The organism is Streptomyces sp. NPDC048420, from assembly GCF_040651535.1.
GTDB lineage: Bacteria > Actinomycetota > Actinomycetes > Streptomycetales > Streptomycetaceae > Streptomyces.
Map to the genome: position 1 here is coordinate 194093 of NZ_JBEZKG010000011.1, position 16159 is coordinate 210251.

15 protein-coding genes, 3 pseudogenes and 1 riboswitch are annotated in these 16159 nt (G+C 70.1%); of the genes and pseudogenes, 9 read left to right on the forward strand and 9 right to left on the reverse strand.

The annotated features are described in order from the left end of the window. The first annotated feature begins 8 nt into the window (after window positions 1-8). The 3 genes from AB0D34_RS22005 to AB0D34_RS22015 are packed head-to-tail and all read left to right on the forward strand — an operon-like array spanning window position 9 to window position 3512. Window positions 9-929: a carbohydrate ABC transporter permease gene (locus AB0D34_RS22005; protein WP_362663836.1), complete on the forward strand. Its 921-nt coding sequence runs from the start codon at window positions 9-11 to the stop codon at window positions 927-929. Window positions 930-939: 10 nt separating this feature from the next. Then, window positions 940-2280, forward strand: a complete 1341-nt coding sequence (locus AB0D34_RS22010) for a sugar ABC transporter substrate-binding protein (RefSeq protein WP_362663838.1) — start codon at window positions 940-942, stop codon at window positions 2278-2280. A gap of 29 nt (window positions 2281-2309) precedes the next feature. Next, entirely contained in the window at window positions 2310-3512 is a 1203-nt protein-coding gene (locus tag AB0D34_RS22015) for a Gfo/Idh/MocA family oxidoreductase (RefSeq protein ID WP_362664154.1), read from the forward strand. Between the two features lie 29 nt (window positions 3513-3541). Here the strand turns inward: AB0D34_RS22015 and AB0D34_RS22020 are convergent, their stop codons facing one another. Then, the gene (locus AB0D34_RS22020; RefSeq protein WP_362663840.1) at window positions 3542-4237 is read right to left on the reverse strand and encodes a L,D-transpeptidase family protein; all 696 of its coding nucleotides are present in this window, start codon (window positions 4235-4237) and stop codon (window positions 3542-3544) included. A 329-nt stretch (window positions 4238-4566) separates the two neighbouring features. After that, window positions 4567-5376 (reverse strand): SDR family NAD(P)-dependent oxidoreductase, encoded by an 810-nt coding sequence (locus AB0D34_RS22025; protein WP_362663842.1) that lies wholly within the window; start codon window positions 5374-5376, stop codon window positions 4567-4569. Window positions 5377-5477: 101 nt separating this feature from the next. Between AB0D34_RS22025 and AB0D34_RS22030 the strand changes: the two are divergent. Beyond that, window positions 5478-5776: pseudogene (locus AB0D34_RS22030) on the forward strand (hypothetical protein); the annotation flags it as partial. On the opposite strand, the gene AB0D34_RS22035 reads toward AB0D34_RS22030, so the two are convergent. From AB0D34_RS22035 to AB0D34_RS22050, 4 genes are all read right to left on the reverse strand, one after another. Next, window positions 5767-6681, reverse strand: coding sequence for an SDR family oxidoreductase (locus AB0D34_RS22035; RefSeq protein ID WP_362663844.1), 915 nt, complete (start codon window positions 6679-6681; stop codon window positions 5767-5769). The pseudogene AB0D34_RS22030 and the gene AB0D34_RS22035 overlap by 10 nt on opposite strands. 144 nt (window positions 6682-6825) lie before the next feature. Further along, window positions 6826-7455, reverse strand: a complete 630-nt coding sequence (locus AB0D34_RS22040) for an MBL fold metallo-hydrolase (protein ID WP_362663846.1) — start codon at window positions 7453-7455, stop codon at window positions 6826-6828. Beyond that, window positions 7455-8540, reverse strand: coding sequence for an S-(hydroxymethyl)mycothiol dehydrogenase (locus tag AB0D34_RS22045; protein WP_362663848.1), 1086 nt, complete (start codon window positions 8538-8540; stop codon window positions 7455-7457). Before AB0D34_RS22045 ends, AB0D34_RS22040 begins: the two co-directional genes overlap by 1 nt. A gap of 315 nt (window positions 8541-8855) precedes the next feature. Next, window positions 8856-9116 carry a metal-sensitive transcriptional regulator gene (locus AB0D34_RS22050; protein WP_362663850.1) on the reverse strand — a complete coding sequence of 87 codons (261 nt, stop codon included), beginning with the start codon at window positions 9114-9116 and terminating at the stop codon, window positions 8856-8858. A 339-nt stretch (window positions 9117-9455) separates the two neighbouring features. Here AB0D34_RS22050 and AB0D34_RS22055 point away from each other — a divergent pair. Together AB0D34_RS22055 and AB0D34_RS22060 are read left to right on the forward strand one after the other, a co-directional pair. Next, window positions 9456-11210: pseudogene (locus tag AB0D34_RS22055) on the forward strand (ABC transporter ATP-binding protein). Window positions 11211-11369: 159 nt separating this feature from the next. After that, a pseudogene (locus AB0D34_RS22060) lies at window positions 11370-11793 on the forward strand (type III PLP-dependent enzyme); the annotation flags it as partial. Between the two features lie 71 nt (window positions 11794-11864). Here the strand turns inward: AB0D34_RS22060 and AB0D34_RS22065 are convergent. Next, window positions 11865-12161, reverse strand: a complete 297-nt coding sequence (locus AB0D34_RS22065; protein WP_362663852.1) for a hypothetical protein — start codon at window positions 12159-12161, stop codon at window positions 11865-11867. Between the two features lie 173 nt (window positions 12162-12334). On the opposite strand from AB0D34_RS22065, the gene AB0D34_RS22070 reads away from it, so the two are divergent. Continuing rightward, window positions 12335-12700: a nuclear transport factor 2 family protein gene (locus tag AB0D34_RS22070; RefSeq protein WP_362663854.1), complete on the forward strand. Its 366-nt coding sequence runs from the start codon at window positions 12335-12337 to the stop codon at window positions 12698-12700. Window positions 12701-12724: 24 nt separating this feature from the next. Here AB0D34_RS22070 and AB0D34_RS22075 read toward each other — a convergent pair whose 3' ends face one another. Continuing rightward, the gene (locus AB0D34_RS22075) at window positions 12725-12997 is read right to left on the reverse strand and encodes a hypothetical protein (RefSeq protein WP_362663856.1); all 273 of its coding nucleotides are present in this window, start codon (window positions 12995-12997) and stop codon (window positions 12725-12727) included. A 79-nt stretch (window positions 12998-13076) separates the two neighbouring features. Then, a riboswitch (ZMP/ZTP riboswitch) is annotated at window positions 13077-13159 on the forward strand. Window positions 13160-13181: 22 nt separating this feature from the next. Here AB0D34_RS22075 and AB0D34_RS22080 point away from each other — a divergent pair. Continuing rightward, complete coding sequence (locus AB0D34_RS22080) at window positions 13182-14024, forward strand: bifunctional 5,10-methylenetetrahydrofolate dehydrogenase/5,10-methenyltetrahydrofolate cyclohydrolase (protein ID WP_362663858.1); 843 nt, start codon at window positions 13182-13184, stop codon at window positions 14022-14024. 59 nt (window positions 14025-14083) lie between these two features. Further along, the gene (locus AB0D34_RS22085; RefSeq protein ID WP_362663860.1) at window positions 14084-15307 is read left to right on the forward strand and encodes a glycosyltransferase; all 1224 of its coding nucleotides are present in this window, start codon (window positions 14084-14086) and stop codon (window positions 15305-15307) included. Window positions 15308-15373: 66 nt separating this feature from the next. Here AB0D34_RS22085 and AB0D34_RS22090 read toward each other — a convergent pair whose 3' ends face one another. After that, window positions 15374-16036 (reverse strand): TetR/AcrR family transcriptional regulator, encoded by a 663-nt coding sequence (locus tag AB0D34_RS22090; protein ID WP_362663861.1) that lies wholly within the window; start codon window positions 16034-16036, stop codon window positions 15374-15376. Window positions 16037-16159 lie beyond the last annotated feature (123 nt).

Consider the following 16159-nt stretch of genomic DNA (forward strand, 5'->3'; position numbering starts at 1 on the left):
GAAACCCCATGGCCACCGTCGCCACGACGACTCCGCAGCCACGCCCGGCCGCACGCAGGTTCTCCCCGGGCCGGGCTCTCGCCTGGACCGCGATGGGCCTCATCGTGCTGGTCACCCTGCTGCCGTTCTACTGGATCCTGCGCACCGCGCTGTCCACCAACTCGGGCCTCGCGGCCCACGCCTCCGACCCGCTTCCGGTGGGCCTGACCGGCACCGGGTTCGCCCGCGCCCTGGGCCTGGAGTCCACCAAGGACGCCATCGCGCAGGGCGGCGCGGGCGGCGGGCTGAAGTTCTGGCGCTACCTGCTCAACTCGGTGATCGTCTCGACGCTCGTGACGACCTGTCAGATCTTCTTCTCCGCGATGGCCGCGTACGCCTTCGCGAGGCTGCGCTGGCGCGGGCGCGACAAGGTGTTCGCGCTGTTCCTCGCCGGGTTGATGGTGCCGACCATCTTCACGCTGCTGCCGAACTTCGTACTCATCAAGGAACTCGGCCTGATCGACAACCTGTTGGGCATCGCGCTGCCGACTATGTTCATGACGCCGTTCGCGGTGTTCTTCCTCAGGCAGTTCTTCATGAACGTGCCCCGGGAGGTCGAGGAGGCGGCCCTGCTCGACGGGGCCGGGAAAGTGCGGATCTTCTTCCGGGTGCTGCTGCCGATGGCGTCCACGCCGATCCTCACGCTGGCCGTGCTGACGTACATCACCTCCTGGAACGACTACTTCTGGCCGCTGATGGTGTCCTACAGCGACAGCTCACGCGTGCTGACCGTCGCCCTGGCCATCTTCCGGGCGCAGACCCCGGCGACCGGCGTCGACTGGTCGGGCCTCATGGCGGCGACGCTCATCGCCGCGCTGCCGATGCTGGCGCTGTTCGGGTTCTTCGCCCGCCGCATCGTGTCCACCATCAGCTTCACCGGGATCAAGTGAGGGACTCGTGATGCGACTTCGTACGCTGACCGCGCTGGCCGGCGCTCTGGCCCTGTGTCTGACGGGGTGTGCCAAGAGCGGCTCCGCCGGGTCCTCCTCGAACACGGTGACGTACTGGCTGTGGGACTCCAACCAGCAGCCCGCCTACCAGGCCTGCGCCAAGGACTTCGAGAAGCGGAACCCCGGACTGCACGTCAAGATCACCCAGTTGGGCTGGGACGACTACTGGACGAAGCTCACCGCGAGCTTCATCGCGGGCACCGAGCCGGACGTGTTCACCGACCACATCCAGAAGTTCGGGCAGTTCGCCGACCTGAAGGTCCTCGAACCTCTGGACGACCTGGGTGTCGACGATTCCGCGTACCAGCCGGGTCTCGCGGCCAACTGGATGGGCCAGGACGGCCACCGCTACGGCGCCCCGAAGGACTGGGACACCGTGGCCCTGTTCTACAACAAGAAGCTGACCGACGCGGCCGGGCTCACGGCGGCCCAGCTGAACGACCTGTCGTGGAACCCCAAGGACGGCGGCACCTTCGAGAAGGCCATCGCCCATCTCACCGTCGACAAGAACGGCAAGCGGGGCGACGAGCCCGGCTTCGACAAGAACAACGTCAAGGTGTACGGCCTGGCCACCAACGGCGGCGGGGACGGTGACGGCCAGACCCAGTGGAGCAACTTCGCCGCCTCCGCGGGCTGGAGCTACACCGACGAGAAGCGCTGGGGCACGAAGTACCAGTACGACAGCAAGACCTTCCAGTCGGTGGTCGAGTGGTACTTCGGACTGGCGAAGAAGGGCTACATGGTGCCCTTCACCGACTACAACTCGCAGTCCAACCAGGCCAACACCCAGATCGCGTCCGGCAAGGCCGCGACCGCTTTCGACGGGGCCTGGATGATCTCGACGTACGCCGGGTTCAAGGGCCTCGACATGCGCACGGCCGTCACACCCGAGGGCCCCACCGGCAAGCGCGCCACCATGATGAACGGTCTCGCCGACTCCATCACCAAGAACGCCCGCAACAAGGAGGGCGCCCGGAAATGGGTGAGGTACCTGTCGTCGAACGAGTGCCAGAAGACGGTGGGCGGTTACGGCATCGTCTTCCCGGCCACCCCTGACGGCACCGCCGCCGCGGTGGCCGCGTACAAGAAGAAGGGCATCGACGTCACGGCCTTCACAAAGCCGGTCGCCGACAAGAAGGACTTCACGACCTTCTCCTACCCGATCACCAACTACGCGGCGGACGTGTTCGCGTTGATGCATCCCGCCATGCAGGACATCTTCGGCAACGGCGCGTCCGTGACGGGTCTCGACCAGACCAACGACCAGATCAACCTGATCCTCTCGCAGTGATCTCTCATCCACTGAAGGGCACGCACTTCATGACGTTCTCCCTCGGCATCGTCGGCGCCGGCCAGTTCTCCGGCCAGTTCGCCACGCTGTTCCAGGCCCACCCCGGCGTCGGCGACGTGTACGTCACCGATCTGCTGCCCGAGCGGGCCGAGCAGCTCGCCGAAGCACAGGGACTCGCCGGCACCTTTCCCACGTACGAGGCCATGCTGGAGTCGAAGGAGGTCGACGCGGTCGCGATCTTCACCCAGCGCTGGACACACGGCCCCCTGGTCCTCCAGGGTCTCGGCGCCGGCAAGCACGTGTACTCCGCGGTTCCCATGGCCATCACCACCGAGGAGATAGCGGCCATCGTCGACGCGGTCCGGGCGACCGGGCTGACGTACATGATGGGCGAGACCAGCCAGTACAACCCCGCGACCGTGCACGCCCGCAACCAGATCGCCGAGGGCGCCTTCGGGCGGCTCTTCTACGCCGAGGGCGACTACGTCCACGACATGGACCTCGGGTTCTACGAGGCGTACCAGTACAGCGGCGGCGAGAAGTGGAAGGAGACCGCCAGCTATCCCCCGCTGCTCTACCCCACGCACTCGGTGGGCGGGGTGCTCGGTGCCTGGCAGACACACGCGGTGAGCGTGTCGGCGATCGGTGTGGTGGACGACCGCGGGGACGGGGTGTTCGACAAGGAGGTCAGCCAGTTCGGCAACGACTTCTCCAACGCGACCGCGCTGTTCGAGGTGGCGGGCGGCGGGTCGTTCCGTACGAACGAGTTCCGGCGGGTCGGCTACCCGTCCCACATCCGGGAGTCGCGTTTCCGGTTCTTCGGGACGGAGGCGAGCATGGAACAGCTCGCGACCGTCGCCCTGTGGCAGGACAAGAAAGGGCTGAACGACATCAGCGAGTTCCTTGAGCCCAAGCCCACCATGTCTCCTGACGATCCGTCACTTCAACACATCGCGCCGGAACTCCGGGCCGCCTTCACCTCGGGCTCGGCACCGGTGCACGACCGGGCGCGGCTGCCGCGGGAGTTCGACAACCTGCACAACGGCCACGAGGGCAGCCACCACTTCCTGGTGGACGACTTCGTGACCGCGGTCAATACCCGCACCCTGCCGTCCGTGAACGCCTGGGTGGCGGCCCGCTACACCCTGCCGGGCATCGTCGCGCACGACTCCGCGCGACAGGGTGGGGCGAGGCTGGAGATCCCGGACTTCGGGGACGCGCCCGACGCATGACCGTGTCCTCGCGCCGGGCGCCTGGTGTCTCAGGTGCCCGGCTTGCGGCCGTACACGAAGACGTCGTCGCCCTTCTTCAGGAGCGACCAGTACTTCTTGGCGTCCTTGGGGGTCATGTTGGTGCAGCCGTGGGAACCGGGCGGATTCCACATGCTGAGGTTGACCGAGTGGAAGGCCTGGCCGCCGTCGAAGAACTGGCTGTACGGCATGGGTACGTTGTAGATCGACGAGACGTGGTCGATGTCGCGCCAGTAGATCTTCTTCAGGCCGGTGCGGGTCTCGTAGCCGTTACGGCCGGTACGGACCGGGACGGGGCCGTAGACGAGCTTGTCGCCGTCCTGGATCCAGCTCAGCTGGAGGGTGAGGTTCACGCAGGCGATGCGGCCCTTGTTCTCCGGGCACTTGCCGGCCTTGTTCGGGTCGTCGCCGACGGCCTTCTGCTTGTTCATGAGGTCCATCACGCCCCAGGTGACGGAGCCCGCGTAGCCGATGTTCGGCGTGATGCCGTGCTTGGTCTGGAAGGCCTTGATCGCCTTGCAGTCGGCGGTGGACTGCCTGCCGTCGACCGGGCGGCCGAGGAACTTCTCCACCTGCTTCTGGTACGGCCCCGCCTGCGTGGTGCAGCTCGCCGCCTGCGCGGGGCCGGCGCCCAGCGCGATCGTCAGCGGTGCGACGAGTCCGGTGATCCCGAGTACGACGGCACCCCGTCTGCGTATGTCCCCCATGGCCCTGTCTCCTCAGTACGGTTCTGATCTCTGCCATGTAGACAGGTGTCCGCACGTCTTCGTTGTACTACGGGGTGGGCTGCGACGAAACGGTGACAATTCTTGGGCGTGCGGGGTGGCTGCCGGGTGCGGTGCCGCAGGGCAGTCGCCCCCGCGTGGATGAGTGAACGGATCGGGGTGTCCGTCGCCCGGGAGGGGGCGTCCGCGCTGGATCCGGTCGACGTGCTGTCCGGCAGGCCGCCCTCCGGTCGCCAAGGCGCTGTCGGCTTCGGCCGGGGGCGACTTCCTCCATCTCGCCTCGGAGAACCCCGGCGTCGGTGCTTCGACAGCTACCGCGCAGCGCCCCTGCCGGGATGGATCGCCGCGTGGAACCCGGTGTTGACCGCAGTCAGGCCTCCGTCGACGACCAGCGTGGTGCCGGTGATCCAGGCCGCGTCGCGGGAGGCGAGGAAGGCGACGGCGGCGGCGATGTCCTCGGGTTCGCCGACCCGGCCGAGGGGGTACAGCCGCTGCATCTCGGTGAGGTCGGCCTCGCGTCCTTCCCAGGCCGAGGTGCGGACCGTACCCGGGACTACCAGGTTGACGCGGACCCCGCGCGCGGCCGCGTGGCCGGCGAGGGTGCGGGTCAGGGAGCCGAGACCGGCCTTCGCCGCGCTGTAGGCGTGGTTGCCGAAGTCCTGGAGGCCGTTGACGGAACCGATGCTGACGATCGCGCCGCGCCCCGAGGCGACCAGGTGCGGGAGCGCGGCGCGCGAGCAGCGGTACGGTCCACCCAGGGTGATGTCGAGGTCACGCGCCCATTCCTCGTCGGAGTCGTCCTCGAAGAGCGGGGTCTCCGGGGTGCACCGGGCGGCGCAGTTGACCAGGACGTCGAGCGAGCCGAACGCCTCGACGGCGTGGGCTACGGCCGTTTCGACGGATGTGCGGTCCGCCACGTCGCACGCCAACGCCCGTGCGTTGAGGCCCTGTTCGCGTAGGTGTGCCGCCGTCCTCTCCACCACCGGCCCGTCCCGGTCGGTGAGCAGGACCCCGGCGCCTTCCTCGGCGAGGCGGCGCGCCGTGGCCGCGCCGATACCGCGGGCGGCCCCGGCGCCGGTGACGAGAACGCCGTGTCCTTCGAAGCGCTGTGTGTGAGTCATCAGGCGAAGGTAGTCCCTCGGTGATCAACAGGGCGGTTACCGTGAGCAGGCGGCTCGGTGGGAGGAGCGACGACTGAAGGTGTACGCCGACTGAAGGTGTACGCCGACTGAAGGTGTACGCCGACTACGCACGCGCGTTGAAGACCTCGGTGACGCTCACGTACCGCATCGCCGCGTCTCTCGGCAACGACCCGCACCGCATCCGCTGTCGATGGAGATGGAGCAGTTCCTGCGGTCCGGAACACTCGACCCGGCCGGCTGGCAGGCGCTGCTCGAACGCCGGCGGGCCGGCCGGGAGGCCTACTACGCGGCCGTACGGGAGGATCTCGCGCTGCCGCCGGGGCACTCGGCGCGCTGGCCACTGCCCATGCCTGTGCAGCGCACCCCGGATCAGCGGTAGCCGGTGACGTCCGCCGGCTTGTCCGCGTCCTGGACCTCGACCAGGTAGCGCCAGGCGTCCGGGCGGCTGCCGTCGAGGTCGGTGAAGCCGTACGTCCGCGCGAGCGAGCCGCTGTCGAGGGACTCGCCGTTCCAGCGGGCCACGTCGGGGTCGGCGGCCAGGGCGGCCACGGCCCGGCCGACGTAGCGCGGGGTCTCCGAGATGGCGAAGTGGGGCACCCGGTCGAGGGCGTCACGCCAGTTCTCCTCGCGCACCCCGAAGTTATCGAGCATCATCTCGGAGCGCAGCCAGCCCGGGGTGAGGGCGACCGCGGTGGCGCCGCGCGGGCCGAGTTCGTGGCCGAGGGCGAACGCCATGCGCAGGACCGACGACTTGGCGAGGTCGTAGAAGAAGGAGACACGGTAGTTCTCGCGGTTGTAGGCGTCGGTTCCGTCGGTCATCTCGACGACCAGGCCGCCGGGGCGGCGCAGCAGCAGGGGCAGGGCGTGGTGGCTGGTGATCGCGTGGGTCTCGATCGCGAGCCTGAGCAGCCTGAGGCCGTTGTCGAGGTCGTGCTCCCACAGGGGGCTCTCCCACGCGAAAAGCTTCTCGCCGCCCCAGATGTCGTTGACGAGGATGTCGAGGTGGTCCTGCTCGTCGGCGATGCGGTCGACGAGGACGCGGACCTGCTCGGGCTCCAGGTGGTCGGTGGGTACGGCGATGCCCTGGCCGCCGGCCGCGGTGACGAGGTCGGCGGTGTCCTCGACGGTCTCGGGGCGGTCGTACTCGGAGCGGCGGGCCCGGGTGCTGCGTCCGGTGACGTACACGGTGGTGCCCGCCGCGCCGAGTTCCACGGCGATTCCGCGTCCGGCCCCGCGTGTCGCCCCGGCGACCAGCGCGACCTTGCCTGCCAGCGGCTGTGACATGTCCGACCTCCCGTTGTGCCCGTGGCGCCTCTGCGCTTCGGCGCCTCTGCGTCTTTTGCGTCTTTGCGCTTTCTCGCTTCGAGCATGACGGGGAAGTCGGACAACCTCTGTCGTGTTTTGTACGGCGTCACTCGCCTGCCCGCTTCAGTGGCCGCGGGCGATCCACTCCTGCAGGTGCGGGGCCTCGGCGCCGATGGTGGTGGGGTCTCCGTGGCCGGTGAGGACCTTCGTCTCGGGCGGCAGGGCCAGCAGGCGGTCGCGGATCGAGTCGATGATCGTCGGGAAGTGGGACCAGGAGCGGCCGGTGGCGCCGGGGCCGCCCTGGAAGAGGGTGTCGCCGGTGAAGACGGTGGCGAGGCCCGGGTCGTAGAGGCAGACCGCGCCCGGGGCGTGGCCGGGGGTGTGCAGCACCCGGAGGTCTGCGCCCGCGGCCTCGATGACCTGGCCGTCGCGCAGGTGGGCGTCGGGGTCGCGGTCGGGGTGGGTCTGCTTCCACAGCGGCAGGTCGTCGGGGTGCAGCCAGATCGTGGCGCCGGTGCGGTCCGCGAGGGCGGGCGCGGCGTCGATGTGGTCGTTGTGGGCGTGGGTGCAGACGATCGCGGTCAGCCTGCGGTCGCCGACGGCCTCGACGATGGCGTCGGCGTCGTGGGCGGCGTCGATGACGATCACCTCGTGGTCGTCGCCGACGATCCACACATTGTTGTCGACGTCCCAGGTGCCGCCGTCGAGGCTGAACTGCCCGGAGGTGACGAGGCGTTCTATGCGGGCGGCCATCAGAGCACCACCACCGAACGCAGGACGTCGCCGTGGTGCATGCGCTCGAACGCCTTCTCCACCTCGTCGAGTTGGATGGTCTCGGTCACGAACGCCTCCAGGTCCAGGCGGCCTTGCAGATGCAGGTCGATCAGCATGGGGAAGTCGCGGGAGGGCAGGCAGTCGCCGTACCAGGACGACTTGAGCGAGCCACCGCGCCCGAAGACGTCGAGGAGCGGCAGCTCCAGCTTCATCTCGGGGGTGGGCACGCCGACGAGCACGACCGTGCCGGCGAGGTCACGGGCGTAGAAGGCCTGCTGGTACGTCTCGGGGCGGCCGACCGCCTCGATAACGACGTCGGCGCCGAAGCCGCCGGTCAGTTCGCGGATCGCCTCGACGGGGTCGTTCTCGCGCGAGTTGACGGTGTGGGTGGCGCCCATCGTGCGGGCCTTCTCCAGCTTGCGGTCGTCGATGTCCACGGCGATGATCTTCGCGGCGCCCGCGAGGTTCGAGCCGGCGACGGCCGCGTCGCCGACGCCACCGCAGCCGATGACGGCGACGGTGTCGCCCCGGCCGACCTGCCCGGTGTTGATCGCGGCGCCGATACCGGCCATCACGCCACAGCCCAGCAGCCCGGCGACCGCGGCAGAGACCGACGGGTCGACCTTGGTGCACTGTCCGGCGGCGACCAGGGTCTTCTCGGCGAAGGCGCCGATGCCCAGGGCGGGCGAGAGCTCGGTGCCGTCGGTCAGGGTCATCTTCTGCTCGGCGTTGTGGGTGTTGAAGCAGTACCAGGGCCGCCCGCGCAGACAGGCCCGGCAATTGCCGCACACGGCACGCCAGTTGAGGATCACGAAGTCGCCGGGCGCGACATCGGTCACCCCCTCGCCGACGGACTCCACGACACCGGCCGCCTCATGGCCGAGCAGGAACGGGAAGTCGTCGTTGATCCCGCCCTGCTTGTAGTGCAGGTCGGTGTGACAGACCCCGCAGGCCTGCACCTGTACGACGGCCTCGCCGGGTCCCGGATCCGGCACCACGATCGTCTCCACCCGCACCGGCTCGTCCTTGCCGGGTGCGATCACTCCGCGTACCTCCTGCGCCATGGCCTGACCCCTTCTGTCGCCCGGTGTACGTCCCTTCGACCCTACGCGTGACTGATCAGTAACGGCATCGTTCCCGCACGGGAAAATACCCCCGGGGGGTAAATGGAGCCGGATTCCACTGGCGCCGGGTGCGCTCGGTGGGGGCGGCAGCATGACCCACGGTCGCTCGGGCGCGGTGCGGTGCGGTGCGGTGGCACGAGGGCACGGGGGCTTTCCCGTGGTCGCCGCGCTCGTCGCGTTCCCCGGTCACCGCGCCGAGCCCCTCCCCTTTTGGCGGCACGGGCGGGCACGACCGTCGACGTCGACTGGAGTGGGTCACGCCAGCGACAGGAACAGCTTCTCCAGCCGGGCCTTCATCTGCTCCGTCGTCTCACCCTCGCCCCGGTTGCGCTCCGGGTCGGTCAGGCACTGCTGCAGTCCCGTCGCGATGATCGCGAAGCCGGCCCGGTCCAGGGCACGGGAAGCCGCGGCGAGCTGGGTGACCACGCCCTCGCAGTCCCGGCCCTCCTCGATCATCTTGATCACTCCGGAGATCTGCCCCTGCGCCCTGCGCAGCCGGTTCTCACTACTCTGCATACCTATGGGGGTATTTCATTTCCTTCGGGTCACCCTCTCGCATCCTCCTCACGTCAGGAAGGACCACGAACGGCATGCCCCCCACCGCCCACCGAGGTCGCTGCGCCCTGCTCGCCCTCGCCCCGCGTCCCCCGCGCATCCCGCTGCTCTCCGACATCACCGCGGCACCGGTCAACTCGGAGCCTCGTGGGCCCAGGTGCTGGCCGGGACGCTCGCCGACTGCCTGTCTGCGGAGGCGGCCCGGCCGCTCGTGGTCTGCGTCGCCCGGGCTGGCGAGCTCTGCGGGAGAGCGCCGACGTAGCCTGAAGGCCACCACGCCGCCGGGCACGAAGGAGCACCGTGAGCAGCACCGAGACGGAGACCGGTCCGCCCACCTGGCGGCTGCTCCTCGGATACGTACGGCCGCACCGCTGGACCCTCCTGGCCGGCGCCACGCTCTCGCTTCTCACCGGGGCAACCGGTCTGCTGCTGCCGTTGGTGGCACGGGAGTTGATCGACGACCTGTCCCACGACCGCACGATCACTGGTGCGTTGCTCGTGATGTCCGGCCTGGTCGTCACCAACGCAGCGATGGGAGCGCTGGGTTCGTACGTACTGCGGCGCACCGCGGAGTCGGTGGTACTGGGTGCACGGCGCGCGCTGTCGTCGTATCTGCTGCGGCTGCGCATCACCGCCGTGGACCGGACCGAACCCGGCGATCTGATGGCCAGGATCACCTCGGACACCACGTTGCTGCGCGAGGTCACCACCGACTCGCTCGTGGGCCTGGGCACCGGCGGCCTCACGCTGGTCGCGACCGTGGTGATGATGGGCCTGGTCGATCCCGTCCTGCTGGGTGTCACGCTGGCGGTGATCCTGGCCGCGGGCACGGTCGTCGGCGTGATCGTGCCGCGCATCAACCGGGCGAGCCGGCAGGCGCAGGACGCGGTCGGTGTGATGGGCGCGTCGCTGGAACGGATCCTCGGCGCGCTGCGCACGGTGAAGGCGTCCGGGGCCGAGCACCGCGAGGAGGCGACGCTGCACGCGGCGGCCGAGGAGTCGTGGCGGCAGAGCGTGCGGGCCGCCAAGTGGTCGGCGGCCGCGGGCAACACGGCGGGGCTCGCGATGCAGATCGCGTTCATCACGGTCCTCGCCGTGGGCGGGGCGCGGGTCGCGACCGGGGCGATCGACGTCGGCACGCTGGTGGCGTTCCTGCTGTACGTCTTCTATCTGATGTCGCCGATCCAGCAGGTCGTCGGCGCGGTCACGCAGTACCAGACGGGTGCGGCGGCTCTGGCCCGGATCCAGGAGGCGCTACGGCTGCCCGCCGAACCGGCCGCCGCACCCGCGCCGTTGCCCCTCGACGGCGCGGAACCGGCCTCGGTCGCCTTCTCGGACGTCCGGTTCCGGTATGCCGAGGACCTGCCGTATGTCCATCACGGAGTGACCTTCGACGTGCCCGCGCGGGGGATGACGGCGTTCGTCGGGCCGTCCGGGGCGGGGAAGACGACGGTGTTCTCGCTGATCGAGCGGTTCTACGACCCCTAGGCCGGGGTGGTGACGCTGGACGGGCGGGACCTCGCGGAGTGGGAGCTGCCGGGGCTGCGGTCCGCCATCGGGTACGTGGAGCAGGACGCGCCCGTGCTGTCGGGGTCACTGCGGGAGAATCTGCTGCTGGGGAATCCGGAGGCGGGCGAGGACGCGGTGGCGCGTGTGCTGAAGACGACCCGGCTCGACGGGCTGGTGGCGAAGTTGCCCAGTGGACTGGACACGCTGGTCGGGCATCGGGGGACCAAGCTGTCGGGCGGCGAGCGGCAACGGGTGGCGATCGCCCGGGCCTTGCTGCGGCGGCCCCGGTTGTTGCTGCTGGACGAGGCCACGTCTCAGCTGGACGCCGTGAACGAGGCGGCGCTGCGGGACACGGTGGCGGATGTGGCACGGACGACCACGGTGTTGGTGGTGGCGCACCGGTTGTCGACGGTGACGATGGCTGACCGGATCGTGGTGATGGACGCGGGGCAGGTGCGGGCGGTGGGGACGCATCAGGAACTGGTTGCCGGGGATCCTTTGTACGCGGAGCTCGCGGCCACCCAGTTTCTTGCCACGGCCGGGTGAGTTCGTGGTCTGCGGCTGCCCCGCACTCCTGGAACCTCGCCAGGCTCAGGCGGTCCCGGGCCGGCTGCTCGCCTTCGGCGGTCCGGGCAAGACACCGGGCGAGGTGATCGCCGTGGGTGGGGGTGCTGCCCGCACGCGCGGGTCGCCGTGGCCCTCGCCGACAGCTCCTATCCTCAGTTCGAACTCCGGGGCATTCACGCCCACTTGGCCAACGGCCTGGCAGTGGCGGAGCAGCTGGGGGGCGCCGAGGCCGTCCTGTCGATGGGCGGCGTACGGCGAGGGGCTCGCCCGGCTGGCGGAGGCCTACCCTGGGCCGACCCTGCGGATCGAGCCGGGGCGGGCGCTGACGGCGTACTGCGGAGTGGAGGCGTAGCCACACCCCCGGCCAAGACCCGCGGCAAGCGGCGACCGGATCACTCTCGCCGGGCAGTTGTGCACCCCGAAGGACGTGCTGGCCCGCCGGGTTCCCGTGTCCGGGCTGCGGGCAGGTGACGGGGTGCTGTTCTCGCCGGCCGGCGCCTACGCGTCGAACGTCTCGCACCACGACTTCATGACGCATCCCCGACCCGGGTTCCACTTCCTGGACTTCCGAGTGGACATACGTCGAGGGCCGCCCGGCGTTCCGGGCGGCCCTCGGTCTCCGTGCGGGAGGGGTCAGCCCTCGATCGCGGGCAGCAACCCCGTGACGGGGGCCGCGAGGTCGGTGACCTGGTGCAGTTCGTTCAGCTTGTACAGGTCGTTGGCCTTGTTGAGCTGCTCGGAGACCCTCGGCATCTGGGCCCTGTGCTCCGCGGGGATGTCGCTCATCGCGAGCGAGTCGAGCATGGCCATCGGGCTGAGCGGACCCGCGGTCGGGGCGGCCGCGTCGGCCGCGTTCGCGAGGGGAGCGGCGAGACCGGTGACGCCGACGGCGAGACCGACGGCGGCGACGATACGTCGAGTTGAGATCATGTGTTCAGCAACGCCCGCGGGGCCCTCGCGGACACGGCCGCCCGGCGCCGCTCACCCGTCAGGCGGAGCGCCCGGCCTGCGCTTGCCGTGACCGCCGGGGCGGAGGAGTCTCGTAGTAGAGGCCCTACGGCGGCCCGTTCCTCGTCGGGTCGCGGCCCTCGAAGGAGGTCACCATGGGCACGGCGGCAAGCTCAGGCTTCACCAGCGAAACACTGCGCCGGGGGATCGAAGGAGACTCCGCGGCGATTCTTCTGTCGCTCTACGCGGACGACGCCGAGATGCGCGTCGTCGACCGCAACACCCAGCCCAGTCACCCTAAGGTGCTGCACGGCAGGGACGAGATCAGTGCGATGCTCGAGGACGTCTACAGCCGTGACATGACGCACAAGATGGAACAGTGTGTCGTGGACGGCGACCATGTGGCGTTCAGCGAGTCGTGCCTGTACTCCGACGGGGTACGAGTCCTGTCCGAGTCGATGCTGACCCTGCAGGACGGCAAGATCACCGAACAGACCTTGATCCAGGCCTGGGACGAGTAGCGAGGAGGGTGCCCAAGGTCCAGATCAGGACGCGGCTGACCTGGACCTTCCTGGCTCGGACGGTGCCTGCCAGGCTGACTGCGACTCGGTGGCCACAACCATTTTTGTAAGTCCGAGGTGCTCGGCGAGGAGCGAGGGGCTGCCGATGTACGGCGGGCCGAGCCGGCGCAGGGTCAGCAGCACCCTGTACTGCCAGTTCCGCAGACCGTCGGAGTCGAGGGTGGCGCGGCGGGCCTGGGACGCGTGCCGGGCCAGGATGGCCAGCCGAGCGAAGATCGCCTCCTTCACCGGGCCCACCCAGTCGAGTTCCCTCGCCCAGATCTCGACACTGACTCCTGACCTGGGCCTGTCCTGCGCAGCGTGTCGGTTAGTCTGATGAGCGGGCCGTGACTGGCGCTGAGGTGGAGCACCACCGGGGAGCGGTCCGCACACTCGATGCCGCGCGCCTGGGCGATTCCTACGATCGGCTCAGGAGTGGCTCATGTCCCAGGCACGGCTCATGGACGGCACCGCACTCGCCCGGCGCATGGTCGAGGAGACCGCCAAGCGGGCGGCCGACCTCACCGACCGCACGGGACAGGCACCGTGTCTCGCGACGGTCCTGGTCGGTGAGGACCCCGCGTCCGTCACGTACGTCCGGATGAAGCGCAACCGCTGCCGCAAGGCCGGTATCGAGTCGCGGCACGTGGAGCTGCCCGCCACCACCACCGAGGAACTCGTCGGCGCGCTGCGGGAGTTGTCCAACGACCCCACCGTGCACGGCATCCTGCTCCAGCACCCGATGGGCGCGCACATCGACGAGCGGGCCGCGTTCGAGGCGATCGCGCCGGAGAAGGACGTCGACGGCGTCACCTTCGCCTCCTTCGCCACGATGAGCTTCGGCCTGCCGGGGTTCGTGTCGTGCACGCCCGGCGGGATCATGCGGCTGCTCGACGAGTACGACGTCGACCCGGCCGGCAAGCGGGCCGTGGTCGTGGGCCGCAGCGCGATCCTCGGCAAGCCGGCCGGGATGCTGCTGCTCGCCCGCGACGCCACGGTGACCTACTGCCACTCCCGTACGGCGGACCTGTCGGCGGCCGTACGGGAGGCGGACATCGTGGTCGCCGCGGTGGGGCGGCCCCGGCTGATCCGAGGCCAGGACATCAAGCCCGGCGCGGTCGTGGTCGACGCCGGCTACAACGAGGGGAACGTCGGCGACGTCGACTTCGACTCCGCGGTGGAGCGGGCCTCCCTGATCACGCCGGTGCCGGGCGGCGTCGGTCCGATGACCATCGCCACGCTGCTGGAGCAGACGGTTTCGGCCGCCGCACGGCAGAGTCACTAGTTCGGCACGGGGCGTTCGCTCCTCGCGGCGGCATACTGTCCGTCGTGCGGGTAGCGATCATGACAGCGGGTTCCCGGGGCGATGTCGCCCCCTTCACCGGCCTCGGGCACGGTCTTGCGCGAGCAGGGCACGAGGTCACCCTGGTCACCCACGAGCGCTTCGGACCGCTGGCGGCACGGGCCGGGCTCGGGTTCCACGCGCTCCCCGTCGACCCCCGCGCCGAGCTGGAGTCCTCGCGCGGCCGGGCCCTGCACCGCAGCTCGACCGGTGTGGGCAAGTTGGTACGGGTGGTCGCGATGGCGCGAGCGCTGGCCGGTGAGATGGCCGACGACCTGGTGGCGGCCGCACGGACGAGCGACGCGCTGCTCCTGTCCGGGTCGGTGGCCCCGCTGGGGCACGCCATCGCCGAGGGGCTGGCACTGCCCAGCCTGGGACTCAATCTCCAACCCCTGGGCGCCACAAGGGAGTTCCCGCCCCCGATGCTGGGCATCGGCTCCTGGGGCGGGCTCGGCAACCGGGTCGCCGGGGTGGGGTTGAACCTCGCCGTGGAACAGGTCTTCGCCTCGGCCGTGCCGGCGGTGCGCACCCGGCTGGGTCTGCCCTCGAAGCGCCCGGCCGCGGCACTCCGTGCCCGTGAACGCCAGGGCTGGCCGGTGCTGCACGGATTCAGCCCGCGGGTGGTGGCCCGGCCCCGGGACTGGCGGTCCGGACTGGATGTGGCCGGCTACTGGTGGCCGTACGACGGAGACGACCGGCTCCCTGACGACCTGCTGAGGTTCATCGACTCCGGCCCCCCGCCGGTCTTCGTGGGCCTGGGCAGTGCGACCGTGCCCGACCCCACCCGGACCAGCACCGAGATCGTGCGCGCGCTGCGCCGGGCCGGGCTGCGCGGAGTGATCCAGCGCGGCTGGGCGGGCCTGACGGCGACGGGCGACGACATGCTGACCATCGGCGAGGTGCCCCACGCGGCGCTGTTCCCGCGGATGGCCGCCGTGGTCCATCACGCCGGCGCGGGCACGACCGCGGCGGGCCTGCGCGCGGGGGTACCGGCGGTACCGGTCCCGATCCAGTTCGACGAGACCTTCTGGGCGGCAAGGCTGGTGTCCCTGGGCGTCGCTCCGCGCGCGGTGCCCTTGCGACACCTGACCGCCGATGCGCTGGGGACGGCACTGACCCGGGCCACGAGGGATGCCGAGTATCAGGAACGGGCTCAGGTACTGGGGGGAGAGATCCGCGAGGAGGATGGCGTCACCCCGGTAGTGCAAGCCGTGAACGGACTGTGAACCTGTACCGAGACGTGCCCCGAAGGGGCACGGGGAACTGCGCGACCAGCCACAACGGCGCAGCACTCACTCCTCAACCGGCCCCCACCCCGTCGGCCGCAGAATCCCCAGCAACTGCCGCACCAACTCCTCCACCACCTCGTCCAACGTCGCGTCCACCCACCCCGCGTTCCAGTCGTGCAGCAGACCGTTCACCCCACCGATGAACGCCGTCGCCGCGAGCCGGAAGTCCCGAGGCGCCGCCTCCCCCCGACGCACCGCCCGCTCAGCCTCCGCGCACACCAGTTCCACCCAGTGCGCCCGCCGGGCCAACCGCTGCTCCTCCAGCCGCGGACTCACCCCGATGATCTCCACGAACGTGATCCGCACCCGCCGCGGATCGGACGTGACATTCGCCGCGTACGCCCGGAAGATCGCGGCCGCCCGCTCGGGAAGCGGCAGATGATCCGCGTCGGCCACCGCGCCCAGCACCGCCGCCGTGGCCCAGTCGTTGACCTCCAGGTGCAGCGCGGCCAGGACGTCCTCAAGGGTGCGGAACTCCTCGTAGAACTGACGGGTGGAGAGCCCCGCCGCCTCACTGAGGGCCGAGACGGTCGTGGCGCGGTAACCCGGAGCGTCCCCGAAGAGCTGGAGCGCCGCGTCCAGAAAACGCCGCCGCCGCTCGGCCTGCCGCTCCGCGGCGGTCTTGCCGCCGTAGCGACCGGTCGGGGCCTTGAGTCTGCCCGTCACCGCACCTCCCGTCCCGGCCGGTCCGTCCGGCCTTCCCCAGCCCGCCCAATTTTGTCGTGTACGCAGTCTTGTGGAGAAGGGCGCCCCTTCCTTACTTTGCAGTAAGTTCACTCTGAATGCACG

Coding starts and splice junctions, on each gene's coding strand:
- AB0D34_RS22005 (WP_362663836.1), top strand. CDS start 9: ATGGCCACCGTCGCCACGACGACTCCGCAGCCACGCCCGGCCGCACGC.
- AB0D34_RS22010 (WP_362663838.1), top strand. CDS start 940: ATGCGACTTCGTACGCTGACCGCGCTGGCCGGCGCTCTGGCCCTGTGT.
- AB0D34_RS22015 (WP_362664154.1), top strand. CDS start 2,310: ATGACGTTCTCCCTCGGCATCGTCGGCGCCGGCCAGTTCTCCGGCCAG.
- AB0D34_RS22020 (WP_362663840.1), bottom strand. CDS start 4,237: ATGGGGGACATACGCAGACGGGGTGCCGTCGTACTCGGGATCACCGGA.
- AB0D34_RS22025 (WP_362663842.1), bottom strand. CDS start 5,376: ATGACTCACACACAGCGCTTCGAAGGACACGGCGTTCTCGTCACCGGC.
- AB0D34_RS22035 (WP_362663844.1), bottom strand. CDS start 6,681: ATGTCACAGCCGCTGGCAGGCAAGGTCGCGCTGGTCGCCGGGGCGACA.
- AB0D34_RS22040 (WP_362663846.1), bottom strand. CDS start 7,455: ATGGCCGCCCGCATAGAACGCCTCGTCACCTCCGGGCAGTTCAGCCTC.
- AB0D34_RS22045 (WP_362663848.1), bottom strand. CDS start 8,540: ATGGCGCAGGAGGTACGCGGAGTGATCGCACCCGGCAAGGACGAGCCG.
- AB0D34_RS22050 (WP_362663850.1), bottom strand. CDS start 9,116: ATGCAGAGTAGTGAGAACCGGCTGCGCAGGGCGCAGGGGCAGATCTCC.
- AB0D34_RS22065 (WP_362663852.1), bottom strand. CDS start 12,161: ATGATCTCAACTCGACGTATCGTCGCCGCCGTCGGTCTCGCCGTCGGC.
- AB0D34_RS22070 (WP_362663854.1), top strand. CDS start 12,335: ATGGGCACGGCGGCAAGCTCAGGCTTCACCAGCGAAACACTGCGCCGG.
- AB0D34_RS22080 (WP_362663858.1), top strand. CDS start 13,182: ATGTCCCAGGCACGGCTCATGGACGGCACCGCACTCGCCCGGCGCATG.
- AB0D34_RS22085 (WP_362663860.1), top strand. CDS start 14,084: ATGACAGCGGGTTCCCGGGGCGATGTCGCCCCCTTCACCGGCCTCGGG.